A 16127-nucleotide genomic window follows, 5' to 3' on the forward strand; every position below is an offset into this window, starting at 1 on the left:
TGGTTAGCGTCAATTCAAGCGTCAGCCACCTTGACCACCAGCTTGCCAAAGTTACCGCCATCGAGCATGCCGATAAAGGCTTCGGGCGCTTGTTCCAGCCCTTCCACTACGTCTTCACGGAACTTGATATTGCCCTCTTTGACCAGTGGCACCATGGCCGCAAGAAACTCGGCGTGTCGATCGCCATATTCTTCGAAGACGATAAAGCCCTGAACCCGTGCGCGCTTGGTCAGCAGCGTGCGCATCAGCAGCGGCATGTAATCGGGCCCTTCAGGCAGCGGCGGTGCGTTGTACTGGGCGATCAACCCGCACAACGGTATGCGTGCTCGGGCATTTAGCAATGGCAGAACGGCACGGAACACTTTACCGCCTACCAACTCAAAATAAATGTCAATGCCATTGCCACAGGCTTGCGCCAGCTCTTCAGCGAAATGCTCACTTTTGTGATCGATACAGGCATCAAAACCTAACTCGTCGACTACGTATCGGCATTTTTTGTCACCGCCAGCGATGCCCACTACGCGTAAGCCTTTGAGCTTCGCCACTTGACCCACCACCGAGCCCACAGCACCCGACGCTGCGGCCACTACCAGGGTTTCTCCGGCCTTGGGTTTACCAATGTCCATCAGCCCCATGTAAGCGGTGATGCCGGGCATGCCCAACACACCCACGGCCATGGAAGGGCTGGGCAAGTCTTTCGGCAACGGCAACACTTGAGTGCCGTCGCAGATGCTATGGGTTTGCCAGCCGGTCATACCGACCACCAGATCACCTTCTTTGAAGTGCGCGTTGCGTGATTGCTCGACACGACTGACCGCGCCACCGGTCATCACATCGTTGACCTGAACCGGCTCGGCGTAGGACGGCGCATCACTCATTCGACCCCGCATGTAGGGGTCCAGCGAGAGGTAGAGCGTACGCAACAACACTTGGCCCTCTTCCAGCTCCGGCATGGCTTCACGTTCCATGCGGAAGTTCTCAGGCGTCGGCGTACCTTTGGGCCGCGAGGCCAGAACGATGCGTTGGTTGAGGATCAGTTCTTGCGGCATCGAAGCCACTCCTTCAGCAATGAGTCGGAATCATACAGAGCAGACCATGCGGGCGATTGGGCGTTCGGTAAACCTCCTTGTAAGAGCCAACTTGTTGGCGAAAATCCAGCGCGGCAGGCCGGATACGCTGGATACGCCGCCTCGCCAATAAGTTGGCTCCTACAGTTGCGCCCACAAAAAAGCCAGGCACTGGGCCTGGCTTCGGGTGTCACGGCTGCCGCTTAGAACGGCAATTTCATGCCTGGAGGCAGTTGCATGCCTGCAGTCATGCCGGACATTTTTTCCTGGCTGTTTTGCTCGACCTTGCGCACGGCGTCGTTGACGGCGGCGGCGATCAAGTCTTCGAGGACTTCTTTGTCTTCCTGCATCAGGCTATCGTCCAGGCTGATGCGTTTGACGTCATGTCGACCGGTCATCACGACGCTGACCAGGCCTGCACCCGATTGGCCAGTGACTTCGGCGTTGGCGAGTTCTTCCTGCGCCTTGGCCATTTTTTCCTGCATCTGCTGTGCCTGCTTCATCAGGCCGGCCATGCCACCTTTCATCATGAGCATTCTCCTCGATCTTGTGGGGTCTGGACTGCGCGACGCCCTACAGGCTTCGCGCGCATTAGTTAATGGGTCTGAGCCACCGGAGCGTCTACAGGTTCAATCGTATCCTCTCGAATCACCGCGCCAAACTGTTGCACCATTTGTTGGATGAACGGATCTGAGTGAATCGACGCTTGCGCTTCGCTCTGACGCTCGGCCCGCAGGCGTGAACCCGCCTGGGCCGGGGTTTCCTGCTCAGGCTTGATCAGCTCGATCGTCAGGTTCAACGTGCGCTCGTGGTATTGATTTAAGGCGTCATTGAGCCGGCGTTGCTGGGTCGAGTTGAACAGCGCGCTGTGGGCCGGGTCCAGGTGCAGCAACCAATTATCGCCCTCGACGGCGATCAGTGTGCAGTTGGCTGCAATGCTGCCGGTCATGCCGGAAACAGGCAACCTGGGAAACAGGTTCAGCCACTCTAGGGCCAGACCCGTCGCGGGCATCAGCGCAGGCAGCGGCTCAGTTTCGATGACTTCAGGGACACTGTCGTGGGCCAACTCGTCGAGGTAACTGTAGGACGCCGGATCGATATCAAGCTCGCCGTCGAAGTAGTCATCGTCAGGTGGCTCGTCGTCGCGGTCCATCGGCGCCGACGCAGACGACGAGGCGTCAGGTACGTGTTCAAGCATAGCCGGTGTCACCGCAGCGGCGGGCATGGCTTCGGGCTCCGCCACTTCAGGCGCATCGGGCACTGGACTGGCCGGTGCCGGGGCTGGCATCGGCGTCAGGTCCGGTTGCTCGGCGACAGTGTCGAGCATCGGCTCGGGTACTGACTCAGCTACAGGTTCCGGCTCAACATCAGCGTCTGCGCTGGCTTCTATTGCAATCACCGGCTCGGGCGCACGCTCGTTCCACGGCAAATCCACTTCCACAGCGGCAACGGGCGCAACCACAGCAGGCGCAACAACTGGCTCAGGCGCTTGCACGATCGGCTCAACCGCAGCCACCGGAGCGGCAGCTGGAGGAGTAACAATTGGGCCAGTAACAATCGGGTCAGCAACCACCGGCGCGGCGACAACTGCCGGTGCAACAGGGGTTACACCGGCCACGGCTTGGGCGGAATCAACCGTGGCCTGGTTGATTCCCACCGGCTTTAGCGGCCGCCTCGGCGCATCGCTGCTGTCTGCCGGCCGGAAAGCCAGCATCCGCAACAGGACCATTTCAAATCCACCTCGCGGGTCTGGTGCCAGGGGCAAATCCCGGCGCCCAATCAGACCCATCTGGTAATAAAACTGTACGTCTTCGGCAGGCAACGCCTGGGCCAATGCCAACACCCGGTCGCGGTCGCCGTGGCCGTTATCCACGCCTTCCGGCAACGCCTGGGCAATTGCCACACGGTGCAACACATTGAGGATTTCCGAAAGCACGCCGTTCCAGTCCGGGCCTTGTTCGGACAAATGCCGTACGGCTTCGAGCATGCCCCGTGCATCACCACCCAATAGCGCGTGTAACAGGTCATAGACCTGGCCGTGGTCAAGCGTGCCAAGCATCGCCCGAACATCCGCAGCCATGACTTTGCCTTCACCAAACGCAATCGCTTGATCGGTCAGGCTCATGGCATCGCGCATCGAACCATCGGCGGCGCGGCCTAACAACCACAACGCATCGGCTTCGAACGGTACGTTTTCGACCCCCAAGACGTGGGTCAAATGCTCCACCACACGTTCCGGCGTCATGTTTTTCAGGGAAAACTGCAGGCAACGGGACAGAATGGTAGCGGGCAGTTTCTGCGGGTCAGTGGTCGCCAGAATGAATTTAACGTAGGGCGGTGGCTCTTCCAGGGTCTTCAACAAGGCGTTGAACGAGTGGGTGGAAAGCATGTGCACTTCGTCGATCAAGTAGACCTTGAAGCGCCCGCGGCTTGGCGCGTACTGCACGTTATCGAGCAGTTCGCGGGTGTCTTCAACCTTGGTCCGGCTCGCGGCGTCGATTTCGATCAAATCGACAAAACGCCCTTCGTCGATTTCGCGGCACACCGAGCACTCACCACACGGCGTCGAGGTGATGCCGGTTTCACAGTTCAGGCATTTCGCTATGATACGTGCGATGGTGGTCTTGCCTACACCGCGCGTCCCGGTGAATAAATAGGCATGATGCAACCGTTGGCTGTCCAGCGCATTGATCAGGGCCTTGAGCACATGGGTCTGGCCGACCATTTCGCGGAACGAGCGCGGACGCCATTTTCGTGCAAGAACCTGATAACTCATCGATAACCGTCGCGACTGAAAGCGGAAGACCGCTAATGCTAGCGGAGCAGGGGCAAAATTGCATCCGGTGTGCGGCGCTAATATAGCTACGCTGTTCAAATCAATGCTTGCTGGGGATTGAATCTGACTTGAATAGCCTTGAATTGCTCATGCCAATGTACCGATTACGGCTGTTGTTGAGTGCTTTGCTGCTACTGTCGAGCCCAGGCTTCGCCGCCGAGGCTCCGTTGCGATTCGTGCTCGCCGACAGCTGGTCAATGCCCATATTACTGGTCGAGGATGGAAAACCGTACGGAGGTTTTCTGTTCGACATCATGGAAAGTCTCAGCAATCATATGGGAAGAAGTGCCGAGTACCAGGTGCTGGCACGCAAGCGGGTACAAAGTGCCTTGGAGCAAGGCGAGGTCGACATTCGCTGCTACGCAGCGCAATCGTGGGTACCAAACATGTCCGGCGACTACATTTGGAGCCTGCCACTGGTAACCCAACGCGATCTTTTGATCAGCACAGCCAACAACGCCACGCCCGTTAGGCCCGATCAGCTCGACAAAGAGAACATCGGCACCGTCCTGGGCTACGTCTACCCTTCCCTGCAAGCTTTGTTCGATAGCCACCAGCTTCACCGCGAAGACGCCCGCAGCCAAGATCAAGTGTTGCTAAAACTGGTCGCAGGGCGCTATCGCTACGCCGTGGCCAATCAATGGTCGATGGACTGGTTCAACCGCAACCTGGCACCGGACAAACAACTGCGCGGAGTTTCCATCCTTGAAGAACAAGGGGTAGGCTGCGTTGTGCGTGACGACCCGAATGTTCCCGTGCAGCGAATTTTGCGAACATTACTGCGGATGAAAATGTCCGGCGAGATAGAGCAGATACTTGAACGCTACGGCGCTCAACCACCCATTGCCATACGTCATGCCGCACCCTTGTAGTCATTCATGTCTGCCTTTCAGCGTTTAAAAATCACTGCACATCGTTGTAGCATTGCCGTCATATTGCCTCGCTACGCTCCTTCGAAATAACTGAAAACGATCTCAGCCAAGTACGCAGGGAACCGCCATGAGCGACAAAAAAGAAGAAGAAACATCGCAGCCACTTGCCGGCGATACTCCTCCTGACGTCGGTAGACGGCGCTTTCTCGGCGGCGTCGCGGCGCTGAGCGTGGGCGCAACCCTCAGCGCTTATGTCTCTGCGCAAGAAACACCGCTGGCCCTTGATGCTCCGCCGCTAACCGGTGCAGACCTGGATCAGGCGTTGCGCGACAACGTGAAAACGGTGGTAGTGATCTACGCCGAAAACCGTAGTTTCAACAACCTGTTCGGAAACTTTCCCGGGGTTGAAAAGCCACTGGCAGATCTCGACCCCAGTGCGTATCAACAGCGCGACCGTGATGGCAAGTTGCTGGAAACCTTCCCGCCGATCTGGGGCGGTATATTGCAGCTCGGGCCACAAACCGTGGACGGCGTGACCTACCCCGCCGGCACCCAATTTCAGGAACACCTGCTCAACGAGCCCTACGCCTTGCAAGGACCCAATGGCGAAGACTTGCCCCTGGGTCTGGTGACTCGCGACCTGTGGCATGTGTTTTATCAGAACCAAATGCAGATCAACGGTGGCAAAAACGACCACTTCGTCGCCTGGGCGGACTCGGGCGCCCTGACCATGGGTCACTACGGGCAAACCGAGTATTCATTACGCCTGTGGGACGTGGCGTCGGAATTCGTTTTATGTGACAACTTTTTCCAAGGCGCCTTCGGTGGCTCGTTTCTCAACCACCAGTACCTGATTTCTGCGGCTGTACCGTTTTACCCGGATGTCGCCAATTCACCGGCCAAGCAACAGATCGCCACGCTACTAAGCGATAACCCCCAAGATACGCGACTTAAGCCACTGGAGAAATCCCCCGCCAGCGCCATGGACGGTCCGCCACAGTTTGGTCCGAGCCTGCTGACGCCGGACGGTTACGCAGTCAACACCATGGCGCCGCCCTACTGGCCAACCTGGATCCGCGATCCGGAGCGCCCGGACTATGCAAAAGGTGACGTGGCCAACGTGTTGGTACCGCAGGTTCACGACCACATCGGCGACAAACTGTCGAAGAAAAACGTGGATTGGGCGTGGTACGCCGGCGCCTGGCAGGTCACCCTGGATCAATTCAAAGACTCGGCCGGTATTCCGAAAATCCCCAGTTTTCAGTACCACCATCAGCCGTTCAATTACTTCAAAAAACAAGGCCCGGAAAACCCGAGCGAACGCAGCAAGCGCCTGCGTGATGCGGGGTTGGGCGATGAGTCCAGCACCAACAGATTCCTCGCCGATGCCCAGGCAGGGAAACTTCCGGCAGTCACTTTCTACAAGCCTCAGGGCAACCTGAACATGCACGCCGGTTACGCCGACGTCGCCTCGGGCGATCGCCATATCACTCGCGCCATTAAAGTGCTGCGCAACAGCCCGCAATGGGAAAACATGGTAATCGTCATTGCCGTCGATGAAAACGGCGGTTGGTGGGACCACGTTGCGCCGCCCAAAGGCGACCGCTGGGGTCCGGGCACGCGTATTCCGGCGATTGTGGTCTCACCGTTTGCTCGCAAAGGCACGGTTGACCACACCACCTACGACACAGCGTCGATTTTGCGACTGATTACGCGGGTACATGGGTTGGAGAAACTCGACGGTTTGAAATTACGTGATGAGTCCATGGCCACCCGGGGCCAACAACCCATGGGCGATTTGACCAACGCGCTGCAATTTTTCAGCTGACAGATCGCAAGGCCTAAAAAAACCGTCCCGTGAGTGGCGGTTTTTTTTGGAGCGCGTTAGCCGCCGCTTCGTTAAGCTGCCGACAACCATTACCGTATGTAAAAAGGCTCAAATGAAATGCTTGGGATGAACCGCCTGCGCTTGTTGATGGCGGCTAGCGCGCTGTGTGTCTTGACCACCGGTGCAGATGCCGCAACCCCTACTTCTGCCGACTCCGCCACTCCCAGACAAACCGCCGCGCAATTCATGGCCACCTTGAAACCGCAACACGGCATCATTGACCTGCCGGGTGGCGTGGCAACTCTCAGTCTGAATGATGATTTTTACTACCTGACCCCGGACGATACCGAACGCTTGATCGTTGAAGGCTGGGGCAATCCACCTGGCCACACAACCTTGGGCATGATCGTGCCGCAAGCCACCAGCCCCCTGTCACCTGGCGGCTGGGGCGTATTGGTAAGTTACAACGATGACGGTTACGTCTCTGACGAGAATGCCGCCAAGATTGATTACAGCGAAATGCTAAAGCAAATGCAGGACGACGACGTCGAGAACAATATCGAGCGGCGTAAACAAGGCTACGCCGGTTTGCAACTATTAGGCTGGGCCGAACCGCCGCGCTACGACGATCAAAGCCACAAGATGTATTGGGCGCGGGAACTGAAAGCTGACGGCAGCGCTGAAAATACCCTCAATTACAGTATCCGGGTGCTCGGTCGCCAAGGCGTGCTGGAACTGAATGCCATCGCCGCCATGAACGATCTGCCCACCATTCAAAGAGAAATGCCCCGCGTGTTGGAATTCGCCAACTTCACCGACGGCAACCGCTATGCCGATTACGACGCAGGCACCGACAAACTGGCCAAATACGGATTGGCTGCGTTGGTGGCCGGTGGCATAGCCGCTAAAGCGGGGCTGTTCGCCAAGTTGGGGTTGCTGCTGTTGGCGGCGAAAAAATTCCTGGTGGTTGGGGTGGTAATCGCAGCAGGCTTTATTCGCAGGTTTTTTAACCGTAAGAAGTGAATGAGGTAATCCCAGTAGTAGACGCCGCCAGGAGCCGGCTGCTGCGCAGATGATTGCGAGCAAGCCCGCTCCTACGACGTCAACGATTTTCAGCGGGTTGTGCGTTGGTAGCAGGAGCCACCGGAAGGGTTAGCGCTCACTAATGCCGGCGGGTCAGAAGAAATTCAACCGCTTACTCAAAAAGATCGACACCCAACGACAAATGCTCGAAACCTGGCAGAGCGTAATGTCTACCTGCCAGACGCTGTGGAGCACTGACTTTCAACCGTTAATGGGTCTCCACCGCGAAGAAGACCGGGTGCTGGTGTATTTTCTCGACGATGCCAGTGATCGAATCAAATTCAGCAAAAAAGACCGGTCTACGCTGCAAGACATCATTTGCGAACTCGCTGAATCGCTAACGAGAAATGAAGATGACGAGGCACTGAAAGGCATCTTTAACAAGCACGCCGAGTACGATTTGGAGACGATTCGAAATCAGCAAAACGCGCTGCTCAGGGCGTCGCTAGAGAAAAATTTCGGTGTCGATTTGGGCGATGGGGTTAATTATGAGTCGGTAGAGGAATTGACTCAACGAGTCCGCGAAAAGCTCGCCGAGGCAGCTAAAGAAACAAGAACAAGAAAAAGGCAGCCAATCCATACGCGACGTTTATCGCAAGCTGGTCAGCGCTCTGCACCCTGATCGGGAAACTGACGCCACCGAGCGCGAACGTAAAACCGTACTGATGCAACGCGCCAATCAGGCTCACGCTGACAGCGACCTGCTCAGTCTTTTACACCTGCAGCTCGAAGTCGAACAGATCGACCAGAGCCATATGGACAACAAATAGCCTGCGTCATGACGGGAGGGATGACGTGAATTCGACCCCCTTAGTCGCTTAAACCGCCGCTGATCAGCGGCGACTGGCCTAGACTCATTGATCCGGCACCGATACACGGCTTGCTAACCATGAGTAGTTGCAATCGCCATGACCGACCCCCTCCACGTATCCAGACTCGACGCCGCGCATCGGCAACTGAACCTCGCCATCCGTTTGTTATTCGCCAGCGCCGACCCAGTGGCGATCCTGACATTGGTGGGTGCCGCGGCGACCATTCTGAACAACGCTTCACAGGAGCAAGGCAACGGGCTGGCGCCGCCGGAGTTTTACCGGATGACGCACAAGGCGCAAAACCTGTTCAAGCACGCCGGAATGGACTTGGAAGCCATGTTCGAACTGGACCCAAGCGACAGCGAATCCCTGGCGTTTTGGGCGGTGATGAACGCCAGTGAACTGGGGCCGTTGTCCCTGGAACAACAGCTGTACCAACGCTGGTATATCGCTTCTCACCTGATGCACGGCGAAGAACACGAAACGTTGCTGAGCGGAGCGCTTCAAGCGTTTGGTGATTTGAGTGCCAAGTCTCGGCGAGAACAGTTGCAGGCTGGGGCACGGGGGTTGGCTGAACTGGAAGCCAGTGGACCGTCGGATTCAACGCACTGGAAGCGTCAGGGAGAGTATCAATAGCCGGAGGTGGGGCAACCCGCCGAGAGTGCTTAAGAACTAAAGCCAATAGCGCCCCAACGATCCCTGCCCGTCATCTGTTAATCTCTCGTTTTTCAGGCTCGTTTCGTCGCCTGCACAACTATTGATGACAACAATGCCCATTGCTGACAAAACTCCGCAACCACAAGCTATCCTTCGGCCCCTCACCAGCAGCGCGATTTTCATCGTTGCCACAATCACCCCCGGCAGCGATTCCGCCCAGAAAGTACGGGGCTGGTGCGCAGACATCGCGGCCCTGACGAGATCGGTCGGCAGACGTGTCCCCGCAGGTAATTTGTCGTGCGTTTGCGGCTTTGGCTCCAGCGCCTGGGACACACTGTTCAGCGGCCCGCGCCCAGCCTCGCTGCACCCATTTCGCGAGTTCGGATCGGAAGGCCGCCAAGCCCTCGTAACCCCTGGCGACATCCTGCTGCACATCCGCGCGGAGCAAATGGACCTGTGCTTTGAATTGGCGACGCAATTGCTCTCGGCGCTTGGCGATGCGGTCTCGGTTGTTGATGAAGTCCAGGGTTTCCGTTATTTCGATATGCGCAGCATCATCGGCTTTGTCGATGGTACTGAAAACCCGGAAGACCATGAGGCCTTCGGCTTCACCATAATTGGCAATGAAGACCCCTCGTTTAGCGGCGGCAGTTACGTGCTGGTGCAGAAATACCTGCACAACATGAACGCGTGGAACGAATTATCCGTTGAGGCACAAGAACGGGTTATCGGACGAACCAAATTGTCCGACATCGAACTGGATGACTCGGTTAAACCGATTTCGTCCCATAGCGCGTTGACCACCATCACCAAAGATGGACAAGAGGTGAAAATCCTTCGGGAAAACATGCCGTTCGGCCGTCCAGGCGCGGGAGAATTTGGCACCTACTTTATTGGCTATGCGCGTTCGCCGGAGCCGATTGAGCGGATGCTGGAGAATATGTTTGTCGGAAGACCGGCCGGGAATTACGACCGGTTGCTGGATTTCAGTACGGCGGTAACGGGGGGATTGTTCTTCGTGCCTTCGGCAGACTTGTTGGAGGAGCTGGCTGACCGGATGAGTTAGGTGTTCTTTCCGGGCACGACAAAACCGAGCGCGGATTGACGCTTGCGCTCGGGTAAAACAATTCAGGGATTTGCAAAAGCGTTATGGAGGCAACCCCACCAGCCACACCCCGGCACACAATGTTCCCGCTGTGGCTGCTTCCTTCCGGATCTGACCAGGTTCACGGGTAATCGTTGCGGGGGGACCGATGGGGTCACCATAACGACGCTCACCTGACGGTGAACGGCGCCATTGTACCGGTCTGGCGATAAGTTACAACCGTTGCTTGAGATTAAAAATCTGAAGGGGCTCAAGCACTTGTGTAGCGGGGCTTGGCAGTTGGTCGGAACCGTCGCACATCACCTGAGTAGCCGCCGTTCTTGCAGAATCCCGATAAACTGCGCGCACATTGCATACGCAACGCACTGTTGAAGGATTCAATCGATGCATAACCAATTGGTCTGTTATCAGGACTTGTCGGATGTTCAGCGGCAGCAGTTGACGCACATCAAAGTCATGGACGCACAGAAGTCTTTTTCCGGGGACATTCATGGGGCGCTGAACTCGCTGTTGGTGAATGCCACGGCGGATATTCGGGGATTTGCATTGCTGGCGGATCAGCAGCCGGTGGGATTTCTGTTGCTTAAGCGGGGGATTTACCTACCGGCGTGGGCGGCTGCCGATGCGGCGACCTTGCATGCGCTGCAAATTGATCGACGGATGCAGGGGCAAGGTTTGGGCAAGGCCTGCTTGCAGGCGCTGCCGGAAACAACGCGGCGGGTTTGGCCTGATATCAGGCAGCTGATGTTATCGGTGGATGAAGATAATACGACTGCGCTGGGGTTATATCTGAGCCAGGGCTGGGTGGATACCGGTGAGGCGTATCGTGGGCGGATTGGGTATGAGCGGCGGTTGGCGTTGAACCTTTTGGGGTGAGGGTTCGGGGAACTAAGGTGGATTTTTCCCGAATGAATTCGGGAAGTCGACAGCGTGGTGTACCAGACAAACCGCGGCGCCTACCCCGCGAACAGTTGGCTGCCACCGGGATTGGGCAGGTCCGAAAATACTGCGGCGCTTTCTTCGCAGGCAACCTCTCACAGATTTTTTTCAAACGTGTACTCACTCACATCACCCGCTAACACTTGGGCTTTGGCCTGCAAAAATCCGACAATGAATTCGTGTGACAGCTCGAGGTTCTGCTCTGCGATACGACCCAGAGTAGCCCAGTGTTCAATCTGTTTCGGGATTGAACGATGCGCCGCTGAAGCATAGATGCGGGCCCGCTGCTCACTGCGCTTGCAGCACTTCATCCGCCTTGCCGCCGGCCTGCTGTATCACCAAGTGAATGAAATGCAGTTTGGTAATGACCGAAGGTGACAGAACGAAAGGATAGAAATCCGCCTGGCCCATGCTGCGGGAGAGTTCATTGAGCATGCCGGCGAGTTCGATCCAGGCGTTGACGAATGACAAGAAGGCCGGGCCACCGGGGTGTTGGGGGTCGTAGAGTGTTTCCAGCGGAAACGGTTGATAGTCCAGGTCCATGTCCCGTGCACTCATGCCAAATCCCAGCGCGGTGTCGACGGCGTCCATCATGTGCAGATAATGGGCCCAGGTTTCGGCCCAGTCTTCCCATGGGTGCATGGTGGCGTAGGCGCTGACGAAATGTTGTTGCCAACCGGCCGGCGCACCGTTTTGATAATGATGCTCCAGCGCCTCGGCATAACTGGCGCGATCATCGCCGAACAGGTTGCGAAAGTTATCTTGCCAATGGGTGTCTGCGATGAGTCGGTCCCAGTAATAGTGGCCGACTTCATGACGGAAATGTCCCAGCAACGTGCGATACGGTTCGTGCAACTGTACGCGCATGGCTTCGCGATGGGCGTCGTCTGCTTCTTCGATGTTGAGGGTAATCAAGCCATTGGCATGGCCGGTAGTGGGCATTTTCCCTTCGAGATCGACGCCGACAAAATCGAATGCCAGACCGGCTTCTTCGTCCTGGTCTTTAGAAATAACGGTTAAACCAAGCGCTATCAATTGTGCGACCAGGCGCCGTTTAGCGGTTTCGACTTTGCACCAGCGACCGGCGTTTTCCGGGATCGACAGGTCGGGGATGGTCCGATTAAGGCTACAGGCGCTGCAGAATTCGCTGGTGTCCAGGGACGGCACCAGCCAGTTGCAGGCTGCCGGGGTGTCGAGGTTGGCGCAGCGCCGGTAAAGCCCCGCCTGAGGCTCATCGGTGAGACGCCAGGTGTTCGGCTGCCCACTGGCTTCTAACGAGACCAGCTTGCCCTGCTGCGGCAGATAGCCCAGCGCGGATGAGCACGCCAGACACTGAGTATTGGCGAAGAAGATCGATTGCCCGCAGTGGCATTGCCAGACTTTGCTGTTGCGCTTGGTCTCACCTGCAAAGGGTGCGGCGATGCGTGAGCTGAGTTGTTCAAAGAAGCGGTACATGACGATCTCCTTGTGGTGTGCCAGCACTAGATCATGTGTCGCTGCGGGGGTTCAGTGGTTCTGATGGGGCGCACGGCGATTAGTCCTGCGCCCGCAAATCCGCTCAATCCACTTCGATACCGTGTTTTTTCAGAAACCCCACAAACGCCTCTTCGTCCAATACCTTAAGGCCCAACTCGCTGGCCTTGGCCAGTTTCGAGCCCGCGCCTGGCCCGGCCACCACGCATTGTGTCTTGGCCGAGACCGAGCCGGATACTTTGGCGCCGAGGCTTTCAAGTTTTTCCTTGGCGATGTCGCGGCTCATCAGTTCCAGGGAGCCGGTCAGTACCCACGTCTGCCCGGCCAGGGGCAAGCCTTCGACGACCTTCTTCTCGCTCTGCCAATGCATGCCGAAGGCTTTCAACTGCGCTTCGATTGCCTGCGCGCGCTGAGCATTGGTTTCTACATCGAAGAAGTCGCGCACCGCTTTCGCCTGTTTCTCGGCCAATGCCTGACGCATGTCCAGCCAATCGGCGTCGAGGATGCCTTGCAAGGTGACAAACTTATCGGCAAGTTTTTGCGCCGCGCCCGGTCCGATGGCCGGAATGTGCAGCTTATCGATCATCCCGCCCAGGGTCGTGCTGGCGGCAAACTCGGCCCCCAGCTCCCCCTGCTCCTGGATTTCCAGGCCCCGCGCCTGCAATTGCTCGATGACCTTGATGTTGTGCGCATCGGTAAAGAAGCTATGGATCTCGTGAGCCACTTCCAGCCCGACGTCCGGCAAATAGGTGAGTACTTCCGGCTGCGCCTGCATTACGCGTTGCAGCGAGGCCAACGAGCGCGCCAACACTTTGGCCGTTTCTTCGCCGACATCGGGAATGCCCAAGGCGTAGATAAAGCGCGCAAGGGTCGGTTGCTTGCTGTCGAAAATCGCCTTAAGCAATTTGTTGCTGGAGACTTCGGCGAAGCCTTCCAGGTCGACGATCTGCTCAAACGTCAGCGTATAGAGATCGGCAGGAGAAGCCACCAGCCCCTCGTCGACCAGTTGCTCGACGCTCTTGTCGCCCAGGCCTTCGATGTCCATGGCGCGACGCGAGACGTAGTGAATGATCGCTTGCTTGAGTTGGGCGCCGCAGGCCAGCCGGCCGACGCAACGATACACCGCGCCTTCGCTGATGGTTTCTTTGCCCTTGCTGCGTTTGATCAGCTGCGTGCGTTCGACATGGGAACCGCAGACCGGGCACTTTTCCGGTATCTGCACGGCGCGGGCGTTTTCCGGGCGGCGCTCAAGCACCACCTGCACCACTTGCGGAATCACATCCCCAGCGCGGCGGATAATCACGGTGTCGCCGATCATCAGCCCCAGGCGCGCAACTTCATCCATGTTGTGCAGGGTCGCGTTGGCCACGGTGACGCCAGCGACTTTTACCGGCTTCAAGCGCGCCACTGGGGTGACGGCACCGGTGCGCCCGACCTGGAATTCAACGTCGAGCAATTCGGTCAGCTCTTCCAAAGCCGGGAATTTATGGGCAATGGCCCAGCGCGGTTCCCGGGCACGGAACCCCAGTTCGCGCTGGGAAGCCAGGCTGTTGACCTTGAACACCACGCCATCGATTTCGTACGGCAGCGACAGACGTCGCTCGCCAATGTCGCGGTAGTAATCCAGGCATTCACCGATGCCATTGGCGAGTTTCAATTCACGGCTGACCGGCATGCCCCACTGCTTGAGCTTTTCCAGATTGCCAATGTGCGTGTCAGCGAACTCTTCCGAGATCTGGCCTAAACCGTAACAGCAGAATTCCAACGGGCGGTTGGCGGTGATCTTCGAGTCCAACTGACGCAGGCTGCCCGCCGCGGCGTTACGTGGGTTGGCGAAGGTTTTACCGCCGATATCCAGTTGGCTGGCGTTGAGCCGCTCGAAGCCGGCTTTGGACATGAATACTTCACCGCGTACCTCCAGGGTTGCTGGCCAGCCGCTGCCATGCAATTTGAGCGGGATGTTGCGCACGGTGCGCACGTTGACGCTGATGTCTTCGCCGGTGGCGCCGTCGCCACGGGTCGCGCCGCGTACCAGGGCGCCGTCGCGGTACAACAGGCTGACGGCCAAACCATCAAGTTTCGGCTCGCAACTGTATTGGACGTGGGCGCCTTCACCGAATAAATCGCCGGTGGGCAAATCCAGGCCTTCGGTCACACGGCGGTCGAATTCGCGCATGTCATTTTCTTCAAAGGCGTTGCCCAGGCTCAGCATGGGGACTTCGTGACGCACCTGGGTGAAGGCTGACAGCGCCGCGCTGCCGACCCGTTGCGTGGGCGAATCCGGGGTGACCAGGTGTGGATTTTCGGTTTCGAGCGCTTTGAGCTCGTGAAACAGGCGGTCATATTCGACGTCGGGAATGCTCGGCTGGTCGAGTACGTGATAACGGTAATTGTGCTGATCCAGCTCGGTACGCAATTCCAGAATGCGGGTTTCGGCGGCGTTCATACGGGTGTTCTCTCAAAAAGCAAAAAAGCAGCCGAAGCTGCTTAATGTTGGTTCGGCTTATTTAATGGACCTTCGGTCCATCGCAGCCTTCGGCAGCTCCTACAGGCGAGGCGGTGTGCATCAGACCTCTCAGTTGGCTCCTACAGGGGGGGCTGTCAACGGCGATGCGTCAAGGCGCGACGTTCGAACTCGACGATGCGTTGGCGGTAATGTTCGATGGTCTGCGCGGTCATGACGCTGCGCTGGTCATCTTTCAATTCGCCGTTGAGTTCGTGGGCCAGCTTGCGGGCTGCGGCCACCATTACTTCGAACGCTTGCTTAGGATGACGCGGACCCGGCAAGCCCAGGAAGAAACTTACGGCACGGGTGCTGAAGTGGTCGATATCATCAAGATCGAACACGCCCGGCTTGACTGCGTTGGCCATGGAAAACAGCACTTCGCCGTTACCCGCCATGCTTTCGTGGCGATGGAAAATGTCCATTTCGCCAAAGCGCAAACCGCTTTCCAGAATGTTCTGCAACAACGCCGGGCCTTTGAACCCAGTTTCATCGCGGCAGATCACACTGATCACCAGGACTTCTTCAACCGGAGCCAAATCTTCAGCACGGCGCATCGTATCTTCCGAGCGACGACCAGGCTTGTCGTCCGGGAAATCGTCATCACGGCCGGCGAAAAGACCAGGACCTTCCTGATCGAGATTAAGGTCGCCCTGTTGTGGCTCGTCCTTACGTTTGCGTTTCGCATCACGTGGCGCAACGTTCACCGACGGCAAATCATGCTCGTCCAATTGTGGCTCTTTCTGGTCCAGCACACGTGGCGGCCCCAGCACCTCGGCGGACGAAGCTTCGTCGTCATCCGATACGTTGGAAAAACTTCGGTCGAGCCTGAATTTCAGTTTTCCTTTGCCGCCGCGCATCCGGCGCCAGCCATCAAAAAGAATACCGGCAATGACAATAATGCCGATGACGATCAGCCACTCGCGCAGACCGATTTCCATGTAATCCAGTG

At 57.5% G+C, this 16127-nt stretch carries 14 protein-coding genes and 1 other RNA gene; 7 read left to right on the top strand and 8 right to left on the bottom strand.

Features of this window, described 5'->3' with window-relative positions; translation table 11 throughout:
* Positions 1-14 precede the first annotated feature (14 nt).
* The 3 genes from JWR17_RS11260 to dnaX all read right to left on the bottom strand — a co-directional run bounded on the left by JWR17_RS11260 (position 15) and on the right by dnaX (position 3843).
* Positions 15-1049 carry an NADP-dependent oxidoreductase gene (locus JWR17_RS11260; RefSeq protein ID WP_299831229.1) on the bottom strand — a complete coding sequence of 345 codons (1035 nt, stop codon included), beginning with the start codon at positions 1047-1049 and terminating at the stop codon, positions 15-17.
* Between the two features lie 221 nt (positions 1050-1270).
* A complete protein-coding gene (locus JWR17_RS11265) occupies positions 1271-1597 on the bottom strand; it encodes a YbaB/EbfC family nucleoid-associated protein (protein ID WP_299831232.1) in 327 nt (108 codons plus the stop codon).
* A gap of 65 nt (positions 1598-1662) precedes the next feature.
* Positions 1663-3843 carry a DNA polymerase III subunit gamma/tau gene (dnaX, locus tag JWR17_RS11270; RefSeq protein ID WP_299831235.1) on the bottom strand — a complete coding sequence of 727 codons (2181 nt, stop codon included), beginning with the start codon at positions 3841-3843 and terminating at the stop codon, positions 1663-1665.
* Between the two features lie 155 nt (positions 3844-3998).
* On the opposite strand from dnaX, the gene JWR17_RS11275 reads away from it, so the two are divergent.
* The 6 genes from JWR17_RS11275 (at position 3999) to JWR17_RS11300 (ending at position 10221) form a co-directional block, all read left to right on the top strand.
* Positions 3999-4775, top strand: coding sequence for a transporter substrate-binding domain-containing protein (locus JWR17_RS11275; RefSeq protein ID WP_299831276.1), 777 nt, complete (start codon positions 3999-4001; stop codon positions 4773-4775).
* 127 nt (positions 4776-4902) lie between these two features.
* Positions 4903-6603 (top strand): acid phosphatase, encoded by a 1701-nt coding sequence (locus JWR17_RS11280; protein ID WP_299831238.1) that lies wholly within the window; start codon positions 4903-4905, stop codon positions 6601-6603.
* 126 nt (positions 6604-6729) lie between these two features.
* Complete coding sequence (locus JWR17_RS11285) at positions 6730-7626, top strand: DUF2167 domain-containing protein (RefSeq protein ID WP_299831241.1); 897 nt, start codon at positions 6730-6732, stop codon at positions 7624-7626.
* Positions 7627-7768: 142 nt separating this feature from the next.
* Positions 7769-8308 carry a hypothetical protein gene (locus tag JWR17_RS11290; RefSeq protein WP_299831244.1) on the top strand — a complete coding sequence of 180 codons (540 nt, stop codon included), beginning with the start codon at positions 7769-7771 and terminating at the stop codon, positions 8306-8308.
* A 286-nt stretch (positions 8309-8594) separates the two neighbouring features.
* Positions 8595-9134, top strand: coding sequence for a hypothetical protein (locus JWR17_RS11295; protein ID WP_299831247.1), 540 nt, complete (start codon positions 8595-8597; stop codon positions 9132-9134).
* A gap of 133 nt (positions 9135-9267) precedes the next feature.
* A complete protein-coding gene (locus JWR17_RS11300; RefSeq protein WP_299831249.1) occupies positions 9268-10221 on the top strand; it encodes a Dyp-type peroxidase in 954 nt (317 codons plus the stop codon).
* 93 nt (positions 10222-10314) lie between these two features.
* On the opposite strand, the gene ffs is transcribed toward JWR17_RS11300, so the two are convergent.
* Positions 10315-10411, bottom strand: an RNA gene (ffs, locus tag JWR17_RS11305) — signal recognition particle sRNA small type.
* A 233-nt stretch (positions 10412-10644) separates the two neighbouring features.
* Here ffs and JWR17_RS11310 point away from each other — a divergent pair.
* Positions 10645-11136, top strand: coding sequence for an N-acetyltransferase (locus tag JWR17_RS11310; RefSeq protein WP_299831252.1), 492 nt, complete (start codon positions 10645-10647; stop codon positions 11134-11136).
* 158 nt (positions 11137-11294) lie between these two features.
* Here JWR17_RS11310 and JWR17_RS11315 read toward each other — a convergent pair whose 3' ends face one another.
* From JWR17_RS11315 to zipA, 4 genes are all read right to left on the bottom strand, one after another.
* Entirely contained in the window at positions 11295-11510 is a 216-nt protein-coding gene (locus tag JWR17_RS11315; RefSeq protein WP_299831255.1) for a hypothetical protein, read from the bottom strand.
* Positions 11488-12654: a putative zinc-binding metallopeptidase gene (locus JWR17_RS11320; RefSeq protein WP_299831258.1), complete on the bottom strand. Its 1167-nt coding sequence runs from the start codon at positions 12652-12654 to the stop codon at positions 11488-11490. The genes JWR17_RS11315 and JWR17_RS11320 overlap by 23 nt, the downstream gene beginning before the upstream one ends.
* A gap of 103 nt (positions 12655-12757) precedes the next feature.
* On the bottom strand, positions 12758-15118 hold the full coding sequence (ligA, locus tag JWR17_RS11325) for an NAD-dependent DNA ligase LigA (RefSeq protein WP_299831261.1): 2361 nt from the start codon (positions 15116-15118) through the stop codon (positions 12758-12760).
* A gap of 155 nt (positions 15119-15273) precedes the next feature.
* Positions 15274-16116 carry a cell division protein ZipA gene (gene zipA / locus JWR17_RS11330; protein ID WP_299831279.1) on the bottom strand — a complete coding sequence of 281 codons (843 nt, stop codon included), beginning with the start codon at positions 16114-16116 and terminating at the stop codon, positions 15274-15276.
* Positions 16117-16127 lie beyond the last annotated feature (11 nt).

The sequence above is a fragment of the Pseudomonas sp. genome (assembly GCF_028293835.1).
Taxonomy (GTDB): Bacteria; Pseudomonadota; Gammaproteobacteria; order Pseudomonadales; family Pseudomonadaceae; genus Aquipseudomonas.